Below are 20,910 nucleotides of genomic sequence, written 5' to 3'. Positions count from 1 at the left end.
CGCGTCCGCGTCCGGGATTGGATCCCGGATTCGGCTCCGGATTCGTCCAGGCCCGAATCTCTACGGCGGCCAGGGTAGTTCCCGCGAAGCTGCCGGGCATGTCAACCGTCACCCCGGCCACCGGCTACCGGGCCGTCTTCCGGATCCGGGAATTCCGGCCCGTCTTCGCCGCGCACCTGATGTCCGTGCTCGGCGTGGTCGTCGCCGAGATCGCCCTCACCGTCCTCGTCTACCGCGCCACCGGCTCGCCGCTGATGAGCGCGCTCACCTTCGCCCTCGGCTTCCTCCCCTACGCCCTCGGCGGGACCCTGCTCGCCGGGACCGCCGACCGCCGCCCCGCCCGGCGGGTGCTCGTCGCGTGCGATCTGCTCTGCGCCGCCTGCGCGGCCGCCATGGCCCTGCCGGGCACCCCGGTCGCGCTGCTCCTCGTACTGCGCTGTGCCATGGCCTTCGTGGCACCGCTGTTCCAGGGCGCCCGCAGCGCGTCCCTCGCCGACATCCTCGGCACCGGCGACACCTTCGTACTCGGCCGCTCGCTGCTGCGCATGGTGGCCCAGAGCGCCCAGCTCATCGGCTTCGGCCTCGGCGGGCTGCTCCTCACCGTCCTCGCGCCGCGCGGGGCCATCGCCCTGACCGCCGCCGGATTCCTCGGCTCGGCGCTCCTGCTGCGCCTGGGCACGCGCGACCGCCCCGCCCGCGCGGGTACCCGCCGCTCCCCGGCCGCCGGGCTGCGCGCGGTGCTCGGGAACCGCCGGATCCGGGCGCTGACCCTGCTGTTCTGGCTGCCGCCCGTGTTCGTCGTCGTACCGGAGGCGCTGCTCGCCCCGTATACAGCCGGTCTCGGCGCGGGGACCGGGGCGCTGGGGCTGCTGATGTGCGCACTGCCCGTCGGCACCATCGCCGGCGAGCTCTGGGCCGGCTCCGCGCTCACCGCCCGAACGCGTTCACGCATCACGGTCCCGCTCGCAGCCGCCGGACTGCTGCCGCTCCTCCTCTATGCCCTGCGGCCCGGCATACCGCTCGCGCTCACCGCGCTGCTGCTCGCCGGCCTGGCCCAGGCCTACACCCTCGGCCTCGACCAGTGGTACCTCGAGGCCGTCCCCGAGGAGCTGCGCGGCCGTGCGATGACATTGCTCAGCACCGGTCTGATGACCCTGCAGGGCGTCGGCATGGCCCTGGCCGGACTCGCCGCCGAATTCCTCCCGGTCCACCGGGTCGTCACCGCTTCCGGGATCATCGGCACGGCCGTCGTCCTGCTGCTCCTCGCCGAACTCCGGTCCACCGCGCCGAAGGAGGAGCGGCCGAGGAGTGAGACGGGACTCGCCGCCAAATGACCGACCGGTAGGGTCTGGTACGTGTCCAAGCCGCTCAGCCTTCCCTTCGATCCCATCGCCCGCGCCGACGAACTCTGGCAGCGGCGCTGGGGGCCGGTGCCCTCGATGGCCGCCATCACGTCGATCATGCGCGCGCACCAGATCCTGCTCGGCGAGGTCGACGCCGTGGTCAAGCCGTACGGTCTGACCTTCGCGCGGTACGAGGCGCTGGTGCTGCTCACCTTCTCCAAGGCCGGCGAACTGCCGATGTCGAAGATCGGCGAGCGGCTGATGGTCCACCCGACGTCGGTGACGAACACCGTCGACCGGCTGGTGCGGTCCGGGCTCGTCGACAAGCGGCCCAACCCGAACGACGGCCGCGGCACCCTCGCCTCCATCACGGACAAGGGCCGCGAGGTCGTCGAGGCCGCCACCAAGGACCTGATGGCGATCGAGTTCGGACTCGGCGCGTACGACGCCGAGGAGTGCGCGGAGATCTTCGCGCTGCTGCGCCCGCTGCGGGTGGCCGCCGCGGACTTCGAGGAGAACTAGGCCCCCGTCAAGATCGAGCAAAACGGACGGTTAGGCTCAGTCGCATGAAGAAGAGCGTGCTGACCCGCTACCGGGTGATGGCCTTTGCCACTGCCGTGATGCTGCTGGTGCTGTGCACCTGCATGATTTTCAAGTACGGCTTCGACAAGGGCGCCGATCTGACGTTCGTGGTGTCCCAGGCCCACGGCGTGCTCTTCATGATCTACCTGGTCTTCGCCTTCGACCTGAGCTCCAAGGCCAGGTGGCCCTTCGGAAAGATGCTCTGGGTCATGCTCAGCGGCACCATTCCGCTGGCCGCCTTCTTCGTCGAGCGCAAGGTCCGCGCCGAGGTCGAGCCGCTGGTCAGCGACTCCCTCGCCACCGCCAAGGCCTAGTACCCGGCTCGAGCGGACGAACCCCGGGGACATCTCCCCGGGGTTTCCCATCGACATTTACTAGGACGTCCTAGTAAATTCATGGGTATGGACGCAGACGGCATCGAAGAAGGCCGCCTTCGCTGGCAGGCCCGTTACGACAAGGCACGCAAGCGCGAGGCCGACTTCACCACGCTCTCCGGCGATGATGTCGAACCGGTCTACGGGCCGCGGCCCGGCGACGAGTACGAGGGGTTCGAGCGCATCGGGTGGCCGGGGGAGTACCCGTACACCCGCGGCCTGCACGCCACCGGCTACCGGGGGCGGACCTGGACCATCCGGCAGTTCGCCGGGTTCGGGAACGCCGAGCAGACCAACGAGCGCTACAAGATGATCCTGGCCGCCGGCGGCGGCGGGCTCTCCGTGGCCTTCGACATGCCGACCCTCATGGGCCGCGACTCCGACGACCCCCGCGCGCTCGGCGAGGTGGGCCACTGCGGGGTGGCCATAGACTCCGCCGCCGACATGGAGGTCCTGTTCAAGGACATCCCGCTCGGTGACGTGACCACCTCGATGACCATCTCGGGCCCCGCGGTGCCCGCCTTCTGCATGTACCTGGTCGCCGCCGAGCGGCAGGGCGTGGACCCGGCCCTCCTCAACGGCACGCTCCAGACGGACATCTTCAAGGAGTACATCGCCCAGAAGGAGTGGCTCTTCGAACCCGAGCCGCACCTGCGCCTCATCGGCGACCTCATGGAGTACTGCGCGAAGGGCATCCCGGCCTACAAGCCGCTGTCCGTCTCCGGCTACCACATCCGCGAGGCCGGGGCGACGGCCGCGCAGGAGCTCGCGTACACCCTCGCCGACGGATTCGGCTACGTGGAGCTCGGGCTCTCCCGCGGCATGGACGTGGACCACTTCGCGCCCGGTCTCTCCTTCTTCTTCGACGCGCACCTCGACTTCTTCGAGGAGATCGCCAAGTTCCGTGCCGCGCGCCGGATCTGGGCCCGCTGGATGAAGGAGGTCTACGGGGCGAAGAGCGACAAGTCCATGTGGCTGCGCTTCCACACGCAGACCGCCGGGGTCTCCCTCACCGCCCAGCAGCCGTACAACAACGTCGTGCGCACCGCCGTGGAAGCCCTCGCGGCCGTCCTCGGCGGCACGAACTCCCTGCACACGAACGCCCTCGACGAGACCCTCGCACTGCCCAGCGAGCAGGCCGCCGAAATCGCCCTGCGCACCCAGCAGGTGCTGATGGAGGAGACCGGCGTCGCCAACGTGGCCGACCCGCTGGGCGGCTCCTGGTACGTCGAGCAGCTCACCGACCGCATCGAGGCGGACGCCGAGAAGATCTTCGACCAGATCAAGGAGCGCGGGCTGCGCGCCCACCCCGACGGGCAGCACCCCATCGGGCCGATCACCTCCGGCATCCTGCGCGGCATCGAGGACGGCTGGTTCACCGGGGAGATCGCCGAGTCTGCCTTCGAGTACCAGCGTTCGCTCGAGAAGGGCGACAAGCGGGTCGTCGGCGTCAACGTCCACCACGGCTCGGTCACCGGGGACCTGGAGATCCTGCGGGTCAGCCACGAGGTGGAGACCGTCCAGGTGCGGGAGCTGGCCGCGCGCAAGGGCCGGCGCGACGACGCCAAGGTGTCGCAGTCGCTGGCCGCGATGCTGGATGCCGCCCGCGACGGGTCCAACATGATTCCGGCCATGCTGGACGCGGTGCGGGCCGAGGCCACGCTGGGCGAGATCTGCAACGTCCTGCGCGACGAGTGGGGCACCTACACGGAGCCGCCGGGCTTCTGACCGGTTCGACGCGAGGCCGGTCGCGGCGCCCTTACGGGGCGCCTCGGCCGGCCTTCGCGTTGTGCGGCTCCGGTTCAGGCCTGGGGCGCGCCCTGGAGGCCGTGCATCAGCAGCGCCGTGAAAGTGGCCACCCAGAGCTCGTCCACCGGCTCGGAGCTCACCAGGGCGCGGTGCACCACGGTGCCCGCGATCACGTCGAATATCAGGTCGGTGGTGCGGCCGGCGAGGGACTCGTCCTCCTCGTACGGGAGTTCCCCGCGGGCCTGGGCCCGTTCGCGACCCAGTACGACGAGACGTTTCTGCCGGTCCACGATCGCCGACCGGATGCGGTCGCGCAGGGCCTCGTCCCGGGTGGACTCGGCGACCACCGCCATCAGGGCCGTACGGGCCTCCGGGCGCCGCAGCAGCTCCGCGAACCGGAGGACCACGTACTCGATGTCGGCTTCGAGACAGCCGCGGTCGGGCAGTTCCAGCGAGTCGAAGAGCTCCGCGACCGCGTCCACGACCAGCTCGTTCTTGCCCGCCCAGCGCCGGTAGAGGGTGGTCTTGGCGACGCCGGCGCGGGCCGAGACGTCGCCCATCGTCAGCTTCGACCAGCCCAGCTCCACCAGTGCGTCCCGGGTCGCGGCGAGGATCGCGGCGTCCGCGGCGGCGCTGCGGGGGCGGCCGGTGCGGGCGGTGCTGGAGCCGGGACTGGGGTTGCGCATGGCCGAGACCATACCCGCCGGTAGCCGAATGGGCCGCTGTGGTTCAGATCACGGGGCGCCGCGGGGCCGGGAGGAGTTACGCTACGGCTCGTAGCGTAAGAGCGACAACCACGCGAAGAGCTACTGGCGTCAGGTGGGGACCCGGCGCCGCCCAGCACCGTGATCGCGGATCAGGTCAATTCGCGCGATCTTTTTCGTCGGCGCGCACACACGGGGGAGGATGTACGCATGCAGCCCAGAAACATGTCCATGAGCGGCGTCGTCGACCTCGCCGCGGTGAAGGCGGCCGGTGAGGCCAAGGCCAAGGCCGAGCAGGCCCGCGCCGAATCGGCACGGCAGGCGGCACAGGGCGGCGGGGCAGGCCCGGCCGCCGGTGCGGTGCCGCCCTCCGCCCTCGTCGTCGACGTAGACGAGGCCGGGTTCGAACGCGATGTACTCCAGCTTTCCGCAGAGGTCCCGGTCGTCCTGGACTTCTGGGCCGAGTGGTGCGAACCGTGCAAGCAGCTCAGCCCGCTCCTGGAGCGCCTGACTCTCGAGGCCAACGGCCGCCTCGTGCTCGCCAAGGTCGATGTCGACGCGAACCAGATGCTGATGCAGCAGTTCGGCATCCAGGGCATCCCGGCCGTCTTCGCCGTGGTCGCCGGCCAGGTGCTGCCGCTGTTCCAGGGCGTGGCCCCGGAGCAGCAGATCCGCGAGACCCTCGCCCAGCTGGTGCAGGTCGCCGAGGACCGCTTCGGGATCATCGGCATCGAGGTGGACCCCGCTGCCGAGGGCGAGCCCCGGGCCGCCGCCGCGGAGACCGAGGTTCCGGCCGGCCCGTACGACGCCCTGCTCGAGGCGGCCGTCGTCGCGCTCGACGCGGGCGACCTGGGCGGCGCGGTGCAGGCGTACAAGAACGTGCTGACCGACGACCCGGGCAACACCGAGGCCAAGCTGGGCCTGGCCCAGGCGGAACTCCTCGTCCGTGTCCAGGACATGAACCCGCAGGCGGTGCGCACCGCGGCGGCCGAGAACCCGCGCGATCCGGCGGCGCAGATCGCCGCGGCCGACCTGGATCTGGTCGGCGGGCACGTGGAGGATGCGTTCGGGCGCCTGGTGGACACCGTACGGGTGACGTTCGGTGAGGACCGGGACGCCGTGCGGCTGCGCCTGCTGGAGCTGTTCGAGGTCATCGGCGCGGACGACCCGCGGGTCTCGGCGGCCCGTACGGCGCTGGCGCGAGTGCTCTTCTGAGCCGCCGCCCGAGCCCGCGCCGCCCCGGCGCGATTTGTTGACGCGTAGATAAACAGCGGCCGCACTTTGCCAAAACTTGGCAATCGCGGCCGCTGTTACTCGGAGTAAGCCGAACCCCGTGAACTGTCCGGTGTGTTCACTCTTCCCCCGATCTGTCATGGCCCTTGGTGACACCCTGTGTTGCCGCCCGACGACTGCGGGCCTCACTCCGGTTATCTGGCCGTTACCCGCCAGTAACGAACCCCCTTGTGCCCCGGCCGGGAATGGACCACGATCGGCGACGCTCGGTCCTTCCCGCAGAGCCGCTCATCCGGAGCCGCGGTGGAGGGTCCCCACCGAGCCGGCCGGTGGCAGTGGCACCGGCCGTGGGACAGGGGGGTCTCTGCCACACCGGCGGGGCCTGTCCTCCAGGTTGCGCGAACGCGTGGCCCAGTGGTTGTCGCTCGGGGGTGATCGCCGGTGTATCGGACGTGGCACAGCCGCGGCCCGGCCGCCTGCGCTCCTTCCCGAGGACGTAGCACTTCTCCCATCCCAGGACGGGCACGGCCCGGACCGGAGATGTACGTCCGAGAAGGAGGAACGAAATGAGTTCTCAGGTTCGTGGCGGGACCAGATGGAAGCGCTTCGCGCTCGTCATGGTGCCGAGCATCGCGGCCACGGCCGCGGTCGGTGTGGGTCTGGCGCAGGGAGCCCTCGCGGCGTCCTTCAGCGTCTCCGGCCAGGACTTCAAGGTCTCGGCCGACAAGCTCGACGGTGACAACCTCATCCAGTACGGCGGCATTGCCGAGGGTCACGACCTCAAGGGCAACGCGCAGCACCACCCGGTCACCATCTCCGGGTTCAGCCACGCCGAGATCACCAACATGTGCCAGTCGCTGGTGACCCCGACGCCGCTGGGCAACATCACGCTGCAGCTGCGCACCGGCCACAAGGGCAAGCCGGCCGTCGCCGACAACATCTACCTGGATGTTGCCGAGCTCGACACCGACGCCGAGTTCAAGAACCTGGACATCGGTGTCGCTGTCGGCGACGCGAGCCACAAGACCAAGCCGCAGGCCGGCACGGTCGCCAGCCCGTACGCGTTCTCGCAGCGCGCGGACAAGGCGATCCTGTCGAACGTGCGCCAGAAGGCGTGGGCGACGACGGCGGGCACCTTCAAGCTGCCCGACCTCAAGCTGCGCCTGCTCGGCGGCGACCAGCCGTGCTACCAGGACGAGAAGTAACCCGTCCCGGCGAGTGACCGGAGGGGTGGCCGGCGGCGCGAGTCGCCGTCCGCCCGTCCGGGGCTCCACAGAGTTTTCCGTACCACCGTTTCCAGGGAGCTGTTGTCCATGAACCCCCAGGCCCCGGTTTATGTTCGCCGCGAAGACGACGCCTGGCTCACCGCGGTGTACTACCACTTCCACGCCTGGAGCGGTCGCCGTCCTTTCTGGGCCGGGCTGTTCACGCTCCTCGGTGGCTTCCCGATCGCCTACTTCCCGTACGCGGACCTCCGGCTGGGCAACATCAGCCTGGCGATGGCCACCACGGGTGGCGCCGGTGCGCTGATCATCGGCGTACTGCTGATCACGCTGGGTCTGGCCCTCTGGTTCCAGCAGGCCATCCGCGTCTTCGCAGGCGTCGCCGCGATCCTGCTGGCCCTGGTCTCGCTCCCGGTGTCCAACCTCGGCGGCTTCTTCATGGGCTTCATCCTCTCCATGATCGGCGGCGCCCTCGCCCTGGCATGGGTCCCCGGGCAGCCGGCGGACGAGTCTCAGGAAAACCAGCGGCCGGCCGCGGTGGACATGGGCAAGGCAGAGGCGATGGCGGGTCCCCAGGGCATCCCGGGACAGCGCGAAACGGAAACGCCGGCACACGCGAGCGAGACGACTGCCCACGCCGATGGCGGGAGGAACAGTGCGGGGTGACGAGACGCAGCGGGGCGTGGCCCCAGGCGCAGAGTCCCGCGAGATCAAGGGGCCGCGGCACGCGGCGCCCAGGAAATCGCTGCTGAACAAGCTCCAGATACCCGTCGGCAAGACGATGGCGCTGGCGGCCATGCCGACGGCCGTGTTCGTCGGCATGGGCATGGCGCCCAAGCTGGCCGTGGCCGACGAGAAGGACATCCCCTTCGCGCCCGGGCCGTGCGTGACGCGGTCCGACGAGCCCAAGGAATCGGAGTCGGCGTCCCCGACGCCTTCGAAGTCGCCTTCGCCGAGTGCGTCGCCCAGTGCGTCCCCCTCGCCGTCCGCGTCCGCCTCCGCATCCGCCAAGCCGAAGCCGAGCGGCTCCCCGTCCCCGACGGCGACCAAGCCGGCGGCCGCGGCCCCGGCCGCCGCCGCGCCGACGCCCGCGCCCACGCCCACGCCGACCAAGTCCACGAACCCGCTGGACCCGCTGGGTGTCGGCGACGCGCTCAAGAAGCTCCTCAACCCCGTCACGGACGCGCAGCCGACGGCGACCCCGACGCCCGCGCCCTCCACGACGACCGCTCCGAAGCCCGCGGCCCCGGCCCCGGACCCGGCGGCGGACGCCATCCGCGACGCGGCGGGCAAGGCCGGAGCCGAGGTCAAGGAGCTGTCCGACGAGGTCAAGGACACCGCGAAGACCCCGAAGGACGAGACGGGCGAGGACGAGGCCGCCGAGGACAAGGCCACGCCGGAGGCGACGAAGGACGCGGACGGGAAGGAACCCTTCCCCTGTCCGACCTACGACGCCCAGGCCCTGGCCGACGCCGAACTGGAGCCGGGCATCCCGCTCCTGCCGGACGAGCCCTGGTACCTCGACAGCTCCCTGCTGACCCTCTACGGCCTGGACTACCACGGCATCGTCGAGGTGAAGACGGCCGGCGGCAAGACCAAGAAGGTCCTGAAGTTCACCGCGGACTCGCTGGACATCAAGGACCTTTACCAGACGGTCGGCACCACGGGGAACGTCGCCCACCTGAAGTCCCGCCCGGGCTCCACCTCCAAGATCCGCGGCGGCACGGTGACGATGTACACCGAGAGCCTCAAGGGCAACCTCTTCGGTCTGATCCCGATCGAGTTCACCCCGAACAGCCCGCCGCCGCTGAACGTCCCGTTCGCGTTCTTCACGGACGTCAAGGTCGTCCAGGCCGGCCAGTTCGGCGGCACGCTCACGGTCCCGGGCCTGAAGAACTACATCGGCCCGCCGGAGTAGTCCCGTACGACCGCGCACGCGAAAAACGCCGAGGGCGGCACCCCGCATCGCTGCGGGGTGCCGCCCTCGGCCTCTGTGCGGCAGAGTCCTGCGGTGCGGTGGCGGGGTCAGTCCCGCGCGCCGCCGCCCAGGTGGTGCACCCGGACCATGTTGGTGGTGCCGGGGACGCCGGGGGGCGAGCCGGCCGTGATGACCATGGTGTCGCCCTGGTTGTGGCGGCCCAGCTTGAGCAGCTCGCCGTCCACCAGGTCGACCATCGCGTCGGTGTTGTTCACGTGCGGGACGACGTACGACTCGACGCCCCAGCTCAGCGTGAGCTGGTTGCGGGTGTTGACGTCCGTGGTGAAGGCCAGGATCGGCTGCGTGGCGCGGTAGCGCGACAGGCGGCGGGCCGTGTCACCGGACTGGGTGAAGGCGATGAGCGCCTTGCCGTCGAGGAAGTCCGCGATCTCGCAGGCCGCGCGGGCGACGGAGCCGCCCTGGGTACGGGGCTTCTTGCCCGGGACCAGCGGCTGCAGGCCCTTGGAGAGGAGCTCCTCCTCGGCCGCCGTGACGATCTTCGACATCGTCTTGACGGTCTCGATCGGGTAGGCGCCGACCGAGGACTCGGCCGACAGCATGACCGCGTCCGCGCCGTCGAGGATCGCGTTGGCGACGTCGGACGCCTCCGCGCGCGTCGGGCGGGAGTTGGTGATCATCGACTCCATCATCTGGGTCGCGACGATCACCGGCTTGGCGTTGCGGCGGCACATCTCGATGAGCCGCTTCTGGACCATCGGGACCTTCTCGAGCGGATACTCGACGGCCAGGTCACCACGGGCCACCATGACCGCGTCGAAGGCGTCGACCACGGCCACCATGTTCTCGACGGCCTGCGGCTTCTCCACCTTGGCGATGACGGGGACCCGGCGGCCCTCCTCGTCCATGACCTTGTGGACGTCCTTGACGTCGTTGGCGTCGCGGACGAAGGAGAGGGCGACCATGTCGCAGCCCATCCGCAGGGCGAAGCGGAGGTCGTCGACGTCCTTCTCCGACAGGGCGGGGACGTTGACGGCGGCACCCGGCAGGTTGATGCCCTTGTGGTCCGAGATGACACCGCCCTCGATGACGATGGTCTTGACCCGCGGGCCCTCGACCTCGGTCACCCGCAGCTCGACGTTGCCGTCGTTGATCAGGATCTGGTCGCCCTGGGAGACGTCACCCGGCAGGCCCTTGTAGGTGGTACCGCAGATGGACTTGTCACCCGGGACGTCCTCGGTGGTGATGGTGAACTCGTCACCGCGCACCAGCTCGACGGGACCCTCGGCGAAGGTCTCCAGACGGATCTTCGGGCCCTGGAGGTCGGCGAGGACGCCGACGGCGCGCCCGGTGTCCTCGGAGACCTTCCGGACGCGGTCGTACCGCTCCTGGTGTTCTGCCTGGGATCCGTGGCTGAAGTTGAATCGGGCCACGTTCATGCCTGCCTCGATGAGCGCTTTCAGCTGCTCATACGAGTCGACGGCGGGGCCCAGCGTGCAGACAATTTTGGAACGGCGCATGACTGGATCCTATCGGTTTGTTTCGTAGCGGAATATTCCGTCTGGTGGAAAGTCCAAGTGACTAGTGGGTAACCAGCGCATACGCCTGGGTGGCGATCTCCAGTTCCTCATCCGTCGGGACCACCGCCACGGCCACCCGGGCATACTCCGCCGAAACCAGCCGCGGCTGCGGGGAACGCGCCGCGTTGGCTTCGAGATCCAGCGCCAGGCCCAGCTCGGCCAGGCCGTCCAGCGCGGCCTCGCGGACCTGGTGGGCGTTCTCGCCGACCCCGGCCGTGAACGCCACCGCGTCCACCCGCCCCAGGACCGCCGAGTAGGCACCGATGTACTTCTTCAGCCGGTGGACGTACGCGGCGAAGGCGAGGCTCGCCGCCTCGTCGCCCTCGCCCGCCCGCCGGAGCACCTCGCGCATGTCGTTGTCGCCGCACATGCCCAGCAGACCGCTCTTCTTGTTCAGGAGCGAATCGATCTCATCCACCGAGAGGCCCCCCACCCGCGCCAGGTGGAAGACGACCGCCGGATCGAGATCGCCCGAACGGGTCCCCATGACCAGACCCTCCAGCGGGGTCAGGCCCATGGACGTCTCCACGCACACCCCGCCCCGCACCGCGGAGGCGGAGGCGCCGTTGCCCAGGTGCAGCACGATCACGTTCACGTCCTCCACCGGTCGGCCGAGCAGCGCGGCCGTCGCCCGCGAGACGTAGGCGTGGGAGGTCCCGTGGAATCCGTACCGCCGGATGGAGTACCGGTCCGCCGTCGCGGCATCGATCGCGTACCGCGCCACGTACTCCGGCATCGTGGAGTGGAAGGCCGTGTCGAAGACGGCGACCTGCGGGATGTCCGCACGCAGCCCGCGCGCCACCTCGATGCCCGTCACGTTCGCCGGGTTGTGCAGCGGCGCGAGGGGGATCAGGCTCCGGATCTCCGCCAGCACCGCGTCGTCGATCACGGTCGGCTGGGTGAACTTCGTCCCGCCGTGCACCACGCGGTGCCCCACGGCGGCCAGTTCGGGGGAGTCCATGCCCAGCCCGTCGGCGGCGAGCTCCGCCGCCACCGCCTTGAGGGCCGCCTCGTGGTCGGCGATCGGGCCGAGCTGCTCGCGCTTGCCGCCCGCGGCGCCCGGTCCGGTCAGCGTCTCGTGCACGAGACGGGAGGTCTCCTCACCGATCCGCTCCACCAGGCCGACGGCCAGGCGGGAGCGGTCCGCCATGTCGAGGAGCTGGTACTTGACCGACGAGGAGCCGGAGTTGAGGACGAGTACGCGCGATGCGGTCACGATGCGGGTCTTTCCTTCGGGTGCGGTGGGGGATTACCGGGCGGCCTGCGGCTGCGGCTGCGACTGGGCCTGGATCGCGGTGATGGCCACGGTGGTGACGATGTCCTGGACCAGTGCGCCGCGCGAGAGGTCGTTGACCGGCTTGCGCAGGCCCTGGAGCACCGGGCCGACCGCCACGGCGCCCGCCGAACGCTGCACGGCCTTGTACGTGTTGTTGCCGGTGTTGAGGTCGGGGAAGATCAGCACGCTCGCGCGGCCGGCCACCTCGGACCCGGGCAGTTTGGTCGCGGCGACCGAGGGCTCCACGGCCGCGTCGTACTGGATCGGACCCTCGATCAGCAGATCGGGGCGCTGCTCGCGGACGATCTCGGTGGCCTTGCGGACCTTGTCCACGTCCGCTCCGCTGCCCGAGGTGCCGGTCGAGTACGAGAGCATCGCGATCCGCGGCTCGACGCCGAAGGCGGCGGCGGTGGCGGCCGACTGGACGGCGATGTCGGCGAGCTGGTCGGCGCCCGGGTCCGGGTTGACCGCGCAGTCGCCGTACACGAGGACCCGGTCGGCCAGGCACATGAAGAAGACCGAGGAGACGATGGAGGCCTCGGGCTTGGTCTTGATGATCTCGAAGGCCGGGCGGATGGTCGCGGCGGTGGAGTGCACCGAGCCGGAGACCATGCCGTCGGCCAGGCCCTCCTGGACCATCAGGGTGCCGAAGTAATTGACGTCGGTGACCACGTCGTTGGCCAGCTCGACGGTCATGCCCTTGTGGGCGCGGACCTTGGCGTAGTACTCGGCGAAACGTTCCCGCAAGGGGGAGGTCGCCGGATCGATGAGCTGTGCGCCCGAGATGTCGATCCCGAGGTCGCCGGCCTTCTTCACGATCGCCTGCTCCTCGCCCAGCAGGGTCAGGTCGCACACCCCCCGGCGCAGCACCACGTCCGCGGCGCGCAGCACGCGCTCCTCGGTGCCCTCGGGCAGTACGACGCGGCGCCGCTCGGCGCGGGCCCGCTCCAGCAGCTCGTGCTCGAACATCATCGGGGTGACGCGCTCGGAGCGGGCCACCGACAGCAGGTCGCGCAGCTCGCCGGTGTTCACGTGCCGCTCGAAGAGGCCGAGCGCGGTCTCCAGCTTGCGCGGGGTCGCGGAGTTCAACCGGCTCTGCAGCGAGAAGAGTTCGGCGGCGGTCGGGAAGCTGTTGCCGGCCACCGACACCACGGGCGTGCCCGGCGCCAGCTTCGAGGCCAGCGTGAGGATGTCCGGGCCCGGGCGCTCGTTCAGGGTGAGCAGCACACCGGCGATCGGCGGGGTGCCCGAGGTGTGCGCGGCCAGTGCGCCGATGACGAGGTCGGAGCGGTCCCCGGGGGTGACGACCAGACAGCCGGGGGTCAGCGCGTTCAGGAAGTTCGGCAGCATGGCGCCGCCGAAGACGAAGTCCAGGGCGTCGCGGGCCAGCCCGGCCTCGTCGCCGAGGAGCACCTCGCCGCCGAGCGCCTGGGTGATCTGGGCGACGGTCGGGGCGGAGAGCGACTTGTCGTCCGGCAGCACGTAGCAGGGCACGGGGAGCCGGGCGGCCAGTCGCTCGGCTATGGTGTCGCGGTCCTCGGCGGCCACCCGGTTGACGACCATCGCGACCACGTGGCAGCCCAGGGTCTCGTACGCGCGGTAGGCGTTGCGGGTCTCGGCGCGCACGGCCTCGGCGGGGTGCTTGACTCCGCCCACGACGGGAACGACGACCGCGCCCAGCTCGTTGGCGAGCCGGGCGTTGAGCGCGAGCTCGTCGGGGAGGTTGGTGTCGGCGTAGTCGGTGCCCAGGACCAGCATGACCTCGTACTCGCGGGCCACCCGGTGGTAGCGGTCGACCAGCTGCGAGACCAGCTCGTCGGTGCCCTTCTCGGCGAGGATCGCCGAGGCCTCCTCGTACTCCATGCCGTAGGCCGTGGACGCGTCCTGGTCGATCCGGTAGCGGGCCTTGAGCAGATCGAAGAGCCGGTCGGGGCCGTCGTGGAGCAACGGGCGATAGACGCCGACCCGGCCTGTCTGCCGGGTCAGGATCTCCATGATTCCCAGCTCGACGACCTGTCGGCCGTCCCCCCGCTCGATGCCGGTCACGTACACGCTGCGCGTCACGCGTGCTCTCCGTCCATGCTGTGAATGTCCATTTAGTGTGGCTTGACCTCTTGACAATACCTCTGCCGATGGATAGGACGCCCGCCGGGAAAAGGCCTGGCCGGAGGGGTCGAAAGGCCCGGCGGGCGGAGCAGCAGAAGACGCGGGGCACCCCCGGCCCGTGGAACAATCGGACAGGCTTCCTCATTACGCCCTTCTTCACATGTACGGCAGGAGACACAGCACGATGCGTATCGGAGTTCTCACCGCAGGCGGCGACTGTCCGGGCCTCAACGCTGTCATCCGATCGGTCGTACACCGCGCCGTGGTCGGGCACGGGGACGAGGTCATCGGTTTTGAAGACGGTTTCAAGGGCCTCCTGGACGGCAACTTCCGCCCTCTCGACATCAATGCCGTCAGTGGCATTCTCGCCCGCGGAGGCACGATCCTCGGTTCGGCCCGCATGGAGCGCGCACGTCTTCACGAAGCCGCCGAGAACGCGCAGGAACTGGCGACGCGCTACGGCATCGACGCCCTCATCCCGATCGGCGGCGAGGGCACCCTGACCGCCGCGCGGATGCTGTCGGATGCCGGGATGCCGGTCGTCGGCGTGCCGAAGACCATCGACAACGACATCTCCTCCACCGACCGCACCTTCGGCTTCGACACCGCCGTCATGGTCGCCACCGAGGCCATCGACCGCCTGAAGACCACCGCCGAGTCGCACCAGCGCGTGATGGTCGTCGAGGTCATGGGCCGCCACGCGGGCTGGATCGCCCTGGAGTCCGGCATGGCCGGCGGCGCGCACGGGATCTGTCTGCCCGAGCGTCCCTTCGAGGTGGACGCCCTGGTGAAGATGGTGGAGGAACGGTTCGCCCGCGGGAAGAAGTTCGCCGTCGTCTGCGTCGCCGAGGGCGCGCACCCGGCCGAGGGCTCCATGCCGTACGAGAAGGGCGCCATCGACCAGTACGGCCACGAGCGCTTCGCCGGCATCGGCAACCGCCTGGCGGTCGAGCTGGAGCGGCGCCTGGGCAAGGAGGCCCGCCCGGTCATCCTCGGCCACGTCCAGCGCGGCGGCACCCCGACCGCGTACGACCGCGTCCTCGCGACCCGCTTCGGCTGGCACGCCGTCGAGGCCGTCCACCGCGGCGACTTCGGCAACATGACCGCCCTGCGCGGCACCGACATCGTGATGGCCCCGCTGGCCTTGGCCGTCACCGAGCTGAAGACGGTTCCCGAGGCCCGCGTGTACGAGGCCGAGTCCGTCTTCTAAAGGTCCCCCGGGCGCGGGACTTCCGCCCCCTTTCCGCCGGCCGAACGGCCCCGGCCCGTCCCTCTCGAGGACGGGCCGGGGCCGTTCGGCACATGTCCGGTTCGACCGGAAGTGTCCTACGTCGCACCGCCCGCGAGGCTCCAGAACCGGTCCACGATCTCAGCGAGGAACTCCCGCCCCGCGTCCCCGCTCCCGGCCTCGCCGCCGCTGCCCCAGCTGAGCGTCGCCATCATCCGCGACTGGTAGTCCCCGTGCAGCAGCTCCAGCATCCGCTCCAGATGGGCCTTGGGGATCGGCAGCAGCTTGCCCAGCGGCTTAACGTACGCCTGCCAGCGCGTGGTCACCGCGCTGCGCAGCAGGTCCGCCAGCTCCTCCTGCTTGCCGGTGGCCGTCACGAACTGGGCCAGGGTCAGACCCAGTGCCGTCGCGAGGGCGGCGGACTGGCGCTCGTTGCCCTTCCAGCGCCCGGTGTCCTCCATCTTCTGGTACGCGTTCGCCTCCAGGCCGATCCGCCGGGCCAGCTCCTCCGCGGCCAGCCCCCTGGAGATCCGGTGCTCCCGCAAGGTGACCGGCTCGGCGAGCAGCTCCCCGGGAGAGCACCACAGGACGCCGGCGAGGGCCGTGAGCTCGGCCGAGGAAGGAGATATCTCGCCACGCTCCCAGGCCATCACGGTCTCGGGCGCGACGATCAGTCCGTACTGGGCGCGCAGGCCATAGGCGACATGACCGGGAGCCATGCCCAGGGCCGCGCGCAGACGACGCGCGGCGGGGGCATTGAAAGGTGGGCTGGAGTGCACATGGCACACCGTAGAAGTGGCCAGGGCGCGGCGCCTACAGACCAATCAAACAAGCCCATAACTCGTAGGAACGTCCTATGGAGTTGCGGCATTTCGCCGGGTTTCCCGGCGACCGTCCGGTAATCGGTGCACTCGAAGATCGACTACACCGTACGGTTCCAGCCAGAGCCGGTCAGCGCAAGACCCCTCACAGCTCTCACACATTGCCTTGACGTCGGCGTCAAGGAATACGGTCGGGCCATGCGCATCGGTGAACTGGCGGAGCGGGCCGGAACCAGCACCCGGACCCTGCGGTACTGGGGGCACCTCCCAGCGGTAGCTGGGGGAGAGTCGCGCGGGCTCCTGCCCGCCCGTCGGACGGACAACGGCTACCGCACCTACGACGAGGACGACCTGCGGCTGCTCCGCCAGATCCGCATGCTCCAGGACTTCGGCTTCGAGCTGGAGGAGACCCGGCCCTTCGTGGACTGCCTGCGGGCCGGCCACCCGTCCGGGGACTCTCCCCCAGCGGTAGCTGGGGGATCGCCGTCGCCGAGGAGGCCGCTGGGGAAGCCGCGACACCGCGCTGCGCAATGACCGGATGACCGGATGACCGGCACAAGAGGGGGAACACGACATGATCCACGCACAGGGTGTCGCGGAAGTGACCGACGCCGACTTCGACACCGAGGTGCTCGGCGAGCGGGGCAGGCCCGTCCTCGTGGAGTTCACCGCGGACTGGTGCGGCCCCTGCCGCCAGCTCGCGCCCGTGCTGCCCGTGCTGTCCGCGATCGCCGCCGAGGAGGCCGGCCGCCTCAAGGTCGTGCAGATCGACGCGGACGGCAACCCCGCCACCGTCACGCGGTACGGGGTGCTGTCCATGCCGACCCTGCTCGTCTTCCGCGACGGCGAGCCCGTCCGGCAGATGGTCGGGGCCCGGGCCAAGCGCAAGCTCCTCCAGGAACTGGAGGAGCACCTCGCGGCGGCCGTTACGGCCTGAGCCAGACCGTCGCCAGCGGCGGGAGCGTCAGGCGCAGGCTCGCCGGGCGGCCCTGCGCGGGGACCGGCTCGGGCCGCAGCGGCTGCAGATGACGCACCCCGCTGCCGCCGTACTGCTCCTGGTCGGTGTTGAGGACCTCCTGCCACAGTGGGACGTCCTGCGGCACCCCGACCCGGTACCCGTGCCGGACCACCGGCGAGAAGTTCGACACGCACAGGAGCTGCGAGCCGTCCTGCGCGTACCGCAGGAAGGCGAACACGTTGTCCTCCGCGGCGTCCGCCTCCACCCAGGCGAAGCCCTCCGGCACGGTGTCCCGCTCCCACAGGGCGGGCGCCGCCGTGTAGGTGCGGTTCAGGTCGCGCACGAGGGTGCGGACGCCCCGGTGGTCACCGGCCGCCGAATAGGAGTCGTCCAGCAGCCACCAGTCCGGCCCGTACACCTCAGACCACTCCGAACCCTGGGCGAACTCCTGACCCATGAAGAGCAGCTGCTTCCCCGGGTGGGCCCACATGAAGCCCAGGTACGCCCGGTGCGCGGCCCGCTTCTGCCACCAGTCCTCCCCGGGCATCTTCGACACCAGCGAACCCTTGCCGTGCACCACCTCGTCGTGCGAGATCGGCAGCACGTAGTTCTCGCTGAAGGCGTAGATCATCCCGAAGGTCATGTCGTGGTGGTGGTACTTGCGGTGCACCGACTCCTTCGACATGTAGCGCAGCGTGTCGTGCATCCAGCCCATGTTCCACTTCAGGCCGAAGCCCAGCCCGCCCGAGTCCGTGGGCCGGGTCACGCCCTCCCACGCGGTGGACTCCTCCGCGATCGTCACCACGCCCGGGCAGCGCCGGTACACGGTCGCGTTCATCTCCTGGAGCAGCGCCACCGCGTCCAGGTTCTCCCGCCCGCCGTGCTCGTTGGGCGTCCACTCGCCCTCGGCGCGCGAGTAGTCGAGATAGAGCATCGAGGCCACCGCGTCCACGCGCAGCCCGTCCACGTGGAACTCCTCGCACCAGTACACGGCGTTGGCGACGAGGAAGTTGCGGACCTCCTTGCGGCCGTAGTCGAACTCCAGCGTCCCCCAGTCCGGGTGCGCGGCCCGCCGCGGGTCCTGGTGCTCGTACAGCGGCCGCCCGTCGAACTCGGCGAGGGCCCAGTCGTCGCGCGGGAAGTGCGCCGGCACCCAGTCGACGATCACCCCGATCCCGGCCTGGTGCAGCGCGTCCACGAGGAGACGGAAGTCGTCCGGGCCGCCCATCCGCGAGGTCGGCGCGTAGAAGCCGGTGACCTGGTAGCCCCAGGAGCCGCCGAAGGGGTGCTCGGCGACCGGCATCAGCTCCACGTGCGTGAAGCCGAGCTCCTTCACGTACCCCGGCAGCTGCTCGGCGAGCTGGCGGTACGAGAGCCCGGGCCGCCAGGACGCCAGGTGCAGCTCGTACACGGAGAAGGGGGCCTGGTGCGGGGGCCGGGCCCCGCGGTTCGCCATCCACTGCGCGTCCCCCCACGCGTACGCGGAGGCGGTCACCCGGGAGGCGTTCGCCGGGGGCACCTCCGCGGCCCGGGCCATCGGGTCCGCGCGAAGGGTGTGACTGCCGTCGGGGCGCGTGATGTCGTACTTGTACAGCGCCCCGGCGCCCACGCCGGGCAGGAACAGCTCCCACACGCCGCTGGCGCCGAGCGAGCGCATCGGGTAGGCGACGGAGTCCCAGTACGAGAAGTCCCCGGAGACGCGGACCCCCTGGGCGTTCGGCGCCCACACCGTGAACCGGGTGCCGTCCACCCCCTGGTGCTCCATCGGCTCGGCGCCGAGCGCCTTCCACAGCTGCTCGTGGCGGCCCTCGCCGATCAGGTGCAGGTCCAGCTCGCCGAGCGCGGGCAGGAACCGGTACGGGTCGTGGACCTCGATCTCGTCGCTGTCGTACGCGACCAGCAGCCGGTAGTCCGGCACCCCGGTCAGCGGCAGCAGCCCGGAGAACAGCCCGTCCCCCTCGTCGAAGAGCTCGGCCCGCAGCCCCTTGGCGACGACGGTGACCGCCTTGGCGTACGGGCGCAGCACGCGGAAGGCCACTCCGCCCCGCTCGGTGCGGGCGCCCAGCACCGCGTGGGGGTCGTGGTGACGGCCCTCCAGCAGCCGGGCCCGTTCCTCCCCGCCGAGCGCGGGCGCCGGCCGGACCCCGCGGGGTGGGGCGGCGCGGCGGGCCCGGGGTGCGCGGCCAGCCCGTGTCGCTGTCTTGGCGGACGCCGGGACGGCTCCGGTTTCGTCGGGGACGGTCGGTGACGGCTGTCGTGCGGCGCTCACGCGAGCGGCCTCCTCGGGGGCTTCTGATGGGGTTGGGGGTGCGTGGAGACGGAGCCGGGGGCGGGCGGGACCGGAGGCATCCGGTGGGCGGGCCGCTGCGGCTCCGAGAGCCGCCGGATCGCGGCCATCGGGACGTGCAGCCAGTCGGGGCGGTGCCGGGACTCGTAACGGGCCTCGTACACCGCCTTGTCGGTCTCGTACGCGCGCAGCAGCACGGGATCCTCGCGGGGGTCGCGGCCCGTGGTGCGGGCGTAGCCCTCGCAGAAGGCGGCCCGGCAGTCGTCCGCCCAGGCGGGGGCGAACGGCCGGTGCGAGCGCGCGGCGTAGTCGAAGGAACGCAGTATCCCGGCGATGTCGCGCACGGCCGGTTCGGGGCGGCGCCGGTCGGCCAGCGGCCGGGCCGGCTCGCCCTCGAAGTCGATCAACGACCAGGAGCCGTCGAGGGTGCGCAGGGTCTGACCCAGATGGAGGTCCCCGTGGATCCGCTGGGCCGGCACCCCGGCCCCGCGGGAGGCGGCCAGCGCGTCGAACGCCCCCCGCAGCCCCGCCTCGTAGGGCCGCAGCGCGGCCACTTCCCGGGCGGTGGCGGCCAGCCGGGCCGTCATCCCGGCGGCGAGCCGGGCGGTCTGCTCCGGGCCGAGGGCGACGGTGGGCAGGGCGGCGGCGAGCGCGCTGTGCACCTCGGCGGTGGCCCGGCCCAGTGCGTGGGCCTCGGCGGTGAAGTCGGCCCCGGCGCCGAGCCGGCGCAGTGCGAGCTGCCAGCCGTCGTCGGAGCCGCGCAGATACGGCTGGAGCACGCCCAGGGTCAGCGGCTCGCTGCCGGGCAGCTCGGCCTCGTACCAGGCGACGGGCGCCGGGACGCGGGCGCACCCGGCGGCGGCCAGCGCCCGGGGCAGCTCCAGGTCCGGGTTGACTCCCGGGCCGACCCGCCGGAACACCTTCAGGATGTACGAATCCCCGTAGATCAGCGAGGAGTTGGTCTGCTCGCCGGACAGCGGCCGCGGGGCGAGCCCGGCCGGGACCGGCGCGTCCGGGTCCCGGTCGAAGCGGAGCGGGCCGAGGCTGCCGGGGGAGCGCAATCGTTCCAGCAGCATGGCCGCGAGCCGGGGGTCGCCCAGCGCCTCGTACACCGCCCGGCCCGCGTAGGGGCCCTCGTCGGCGTGCCCGATCAGCGTGTGCGCGAGCGCGGGCGGCAGGGACGGGCGGATGCCCAGGAGGAGTTGGTAGCAGTCCCCGTCGACGTCGAGGAGCAGGTGCACCAGTCCGGGGACGGACCCCGGAGGCAGCAGTTCGGCCGCCGAGACGGTCCTGAACGCGCCGATGGCACGGCCCTTGCCCGCGAACCAGCGCTGCGTGGGCAGCCAGGCCCGCAGCATCGGCTCCAGCGGGCCGATCCCGGTGAGCAGGGCGGCCCGGTCGGCCGTCAGCCGGCTCCGGGCGGATGCAGCCTCCGACATGGCGTCGCGTCCTTTCCCCGGGCCGTCACAGAATGCGCAGAGTGTCCCGGATGCGCGGCAGTTGCTTCTCC

17 protein-coding genes and 1 pseudogene are annotated in these 20,910 nt (G+C 71.0%); 11 read left to right on the top strand and 7 right to left on the bottom strand.

Annotation, left to right across the window (positions count from 1 at the left end):
• Nucleotides 1–98: 98 nt before the first annotated feature.
• The 4 genes from JIW86_RS14630 to JIW86_RS14615 all read left to right on the top strand — a co-directional run bounded on the left by JIW86_RS14630 (nucleotide 99) and on the right by JIW86_RS14615 (nucleotide 4,027).
• Nucleotides 99–1,334: an MFS transporter gene (locus JIW86_RS14630; RefSeq protein WP_257554098.1), complete on the top strand. Its 1,236-nt coding sequence runs from the start codon at nucleotides 99–101 to the stop codon at nucleotides 1,332–1,334.
• 21 nt (nucleotides 1,335–1,355) lie between these two features.
• The gene (locus JIW86_RS14625; protein WP_215140239.1) at nucleotides 1,356–1,865 is read left to right on the top strand and encodes a MarR family winged helix-turn-helix transcriptional regulator; all 510 of its coding nucleotides are present in this window, start codon (nucleotides 1,356–1,358) and stop codon (nucleotides 1,863–1,865) included.
• Nucleotides 1,866–1,909: 44 nt separating this feature from the next.
• Entirely contained in the window at nucleotides 1,910–2,239 is a 330-nt protein-coding gene (locus JIW86_RS14620; RefSeq protein ID WP_215140238.1) for a DUF3817 domain-containing protein, read from the top strand.
• 87 nt (nucleotides 2,240–2,326) lie between these two features.
• Nucleotides 2,327–4,027 carry an acyl-CoA mutase large subunit family protein gene (locus JIW86_RS14615; RefSeq protein WP_215140237.1) on the top strand — a complete coding sequence of 567 codons (1,701 nt, stop codon included), beginning with the start codon at nucleotides 2,327–2,329 and terminating at the stop codon, nucleotides 4,025–4,027.
• 74 nt (nucleotides 4,028–4,101) lie between these two features.
• Here JIW86_RS14615 and JIW86_RS14610 read toward each other — a convergent pair whose 3' ends face one another.
• Nucleotides 4,102–4,734 (bottom strand): TetR/AcrR family transcriptional regulator, encoded by a 633-nt coding sequence (locus tag JIW86_RS14610; RefSeq protein WP_257554097.1) that lies wholly within the window; start codon nucleotides 4,732–4,734, stop codon nucleotides 4,102–4,104.
• Nucleotides 4,735–4,962: 228 nt separating this feature from the next.
• On the opposite strand from JIW86_RS14610, the gene JIW86_RS14605 reads away from it, so the two are divergent.
• The 4 genes from JIW86_RS14605 to JIW86_RS14590 all read left to right on the top strand — a co-directional run bounded on the left by JIW86_RS14605 (nucleotide 4,963) and on the right by JIW86_RS14590 (nucleotide 9,126).
• Nucleotides 4,963–5,967 (top strand): tetratricopeptide repeat protein, encoded by a 1,005-nt coding sequence (locus JIW86_RS14605; protein WP_257554096.1) that lies wholly within the window; start codon nucleotides 4,963–4,965, stop codon nucleotides 5,965–5,967.
• Nucleotides 5,968–6,551: 584 nt separating this feature from the next.
• Nucleotides 6,552–7,190 (top strand): DUF6230 family protein, encoded by a 639-nt coding sequence (locus JIW86_RS14600; RefSeq protein WP_215012200.1) that lies wholly within the window; start codon nucleotides 6,552–6,554, stop codon nucleotides 7,188–7,190.
• Between the two features lie 108 nt (nucleotides 7,191–7,298).
• Nucleotides 7,299–7,874: a DUF6114 domain-containing protein gene (locus JIW86_RS14595; protein ID WP_215140234.1), complete on the top strand. Its 576-nt coding sequence runs from the start codon at nucleotides 7,299–7,301 to the stop codon at nucleotides 7,872–7,874.
• Nucleotides 7,864–9,126 (top strand): hypothetical protein, encoded by a 1,263-nt coding sequence (locus JIW86_RS14590; RefSeq protein ID WP_257554094.1) that lies wholly within the window; start codon nucleotides 7,864–7,866, stop codon nucleotides 9,124–9,126. Before JIW86_RS14595 ends, JIW86_RS14590 begins: the two co-directional genes overlap by 11 nt.
• 107 nt (nucleotides 9,127–9,233) lie before the next feature.
• On the opposite strand, the gene pyk is transcribed toward JIW86_RS14590, so the two are convergent.
• From pyk to pta, 3 genes are all read right to left on the bottom strand, one after another.
• Nucleotides 9,234–10,664 carry a pyruvate kinase gene (gene pyk / locus JIW86_RS14585; protein WP_215140232.1) on the bottom strand — a complete coding sequence of 477 codons (1,431 nt, stop codon included), beginning with the start codon at nucleotides 10,662–10,664 and terminating at the stop codon, nucleotides 9,234–9,236.
• A gap of 61 nt (nucleotides 10,665–10,725) precedes the next feature.
• The gene (locus tag JIW86_RS14580) at nucleotides 10,726–11,940 is read right to left on the bottom strand and encodes an acetate kinase (RefSeq protein WP_257554092.1); all 1,215 of its coding nucleotides are present in this window, start codon (nucleotides 11,938–11,940) and stop codon (nucleotides 10,726–10,728) included.
• Nucleotides 11,941–11,973: 33 nt separating this feature from the next.
• On the bottom strand, nucleotides 11,974–14,064 hold the full coding sequence (gene pta / locus JIW86_RS14575; RefSeq protein ID WP_257554091.1) for a phosphate acetyltransferase: 2,091 nt from the start codon (nucleotides 14,062–14,064) through the stop codon (nucleotides 11,974–11,976).
• A 226-nt stretch (nucleotides 14,065–14,290) separates the two neighbouring features.
• Between pta and JIW86_RS14570 the strand changes: the two genes are divergently transcribed.
• A complete protein-coding gene (locus tag JIW86_RS14570) occupies nucleotides 14,291–15,316 on the top strand; it encodes an ATP-dependent 6-phosphofructokinase (protein ID WP_215140229.1) in 1,026 nt (341 codons plus the stop codon).
• A gap of 116 nt (nucleotides 15,317–15,432) precedes the next feature.
• On the opposite strand, the gene JIW86_RS14565 is transcribed toward JIW86_RS14570, so the two are convergent.
• The gene (locus tag JIW86_RS14565; protein ID WP_215140270.1) at nucleotides 15,433–16,053 is read right to left on the bottom strand and encodes a helix-turn-helix domain-containing protein; all 621 of its coding nucleotides are present in this window, start codon (nucleotides 16,051–16,053) and stop codon (nucleotides 15,433–15,435) included.
• Between the two features lie 300 nt (nucleotides 16,054–16,353).
• Between JIW86_RS14565 and JIW86_RS14560 the strand changes: the two are divergent.
• Both JIW86_RS14560 and JIW86_RS14555 read left to right on the top strand, forming a co-directional pair.
• Nucleotides 16,354–16,623: pseudogene (locus JIW86_RS14560) on the top strand (MerR family transcriptional regulator); the annotation flags it as partial.
• Between the two features lie 106 nt (nucleotides 16,624–16,729).
• Complete coding sequence (locus tag JIW86_RS14555) at nucleotides 16,730–17,092, top strand: thioredoxin family protein (protein ID WP_257554089.1); 363 nt, start codon at nucleotides 16,730–16,732, stop codon at nucleotides 17,090–17,092.
• Here JIW86_RS14555 and glgB read toward each other — a convergent pair.
• A complete protein-coding gene (glgB, locus tag JIW86_RS14550) occupies nucleotides 17,082–19,382 on the bottom strand; it encodes a 1,4-alpha-glucan branching enzyme (protein WP_257554088.1) in 2,301 nt (766 codons plus the stop codon). The genes JIW86_RS14555 and glgB overlap by 11 nt on opposite strands.
• Nucleotides 19,379–20,839, bottom strand: a complete 1,461-nt coding sequence (locus JIW86_RS14545) for a maltokinase N-terminal cap-like domain-containing protein (RefSeq protein WP_257554087.1) — start codon at nucleotides 20,837–20,839, stop codon at nucleotides 19,379–19,381. Before JIW86_RS14545 ends, glgB begins: the two co-directional genes overlap by 4 nt.
• Between the last annotated feature and the right edge of the window lie 71 nt (nucleotides 20,840–20,910).

Origin of the sequence: Streptomyces sp. NBC_00162, assembly GCF_024611995.1 — a bacterium.
Lineage (GTDB): Bacteria > Actinomycetota > Actinomycetes > Streptomycetales > Streptomycetaceae > Streptomyces.
Note: the sequence above shows the minus strand (reverse complement) of the source record. Positions and strands in the feature narration are given on the sequence as shown.

Excerpts from the sequence above, each read along its gene's own strand:
- JIW86_RS14630 (WP_257554098.1), top strand. The coding sequence starts at position 99 with ATGTCAACCGTCACCCCGGCCACCGGCTACCGGGCCGTCTTCCGGATC.
- JIW86_RS14615 (WP_215140237.1), top strand. The coding sequence starts at position 2,327 with ATGGACGCAGACGGCATCGAAGAAGGCCGCCTTCGCTGGCAGGCCCGT.
- JIW86_RS14605 (WP_257554096.1), top strand. The coding sequence starts at position 4,963 with ATGCAGCCCAGAAACATGTCCATGAGCGGCGTCGTCGACCTCGCCGCG.
- JIW86_RS14565 (WP_215140270.1), bottom strand. The coding sequence starts at position 16,053 with ATGGCTCCCGGTCATGTCGCCTATGGCCTGCGCGCCCAGTACGGACTG.
- JIW86_RS14595 (WP_215140234.1), top strand. The coding sequence starts at position 7,299 with ATGAACCCCCAGGCCCCGGTTTATGTTCGCCGCGAAGACGACGCCTGG.
- JIW86_RS14570 (WP_215140229.1), top strand. The coding sequence starts at position 14,291 with ATGCGTATCGGAGTTCTCACCGCAGGCGGCGACTGTCCGGGCCTCAAC.
- JIW86_RS14620 (WP_215140238.1), top strand. The coding sequence starts at position 1,910 with ATGAAGAAGAGCGTGCTGACCCGCTACCGGGTGATGGCCTTTGCCACT.
- JIW86_RS14610 (WP_257554097.1), bottom strand. The coding sequence starts at position 4,734 with ATGCGCAACCCCAGTCCCGGCTCCAGCACCGCCCGCACCGGCCGCCCC.
- JIW86_RS14545 (WP_257554087.1), bottom strand. The coding sequence starts at position 20,839 with ATGTCGGAGGCTGCATCCGCCCGGAGCCGGCTGACGGCCGACCGGGCC.
- pyk (WP_215140232.1), bottom strand. The coding sequence starts at position 10,664 with ATGCGCCGTTCCAAAATTGTCTGCACGCTGGGCCCCGCCGTCGACTCG.
- JIW86_RS14555 (WP_257554089.1), top strand. The coding sequence starts at position 16,730 with ATGATCCACGCACAGGGTGTCGCGGAAGTGACCGACGCCGACTTCGAC.
- JIW86_RS14600 (WP_215012200.1), top strand. The coding sequence starts at position 6,552 with ATGAGTTCTCAGGTTCGTGGCGGGACCAGATGGAAGCGCTTCGCGCTC.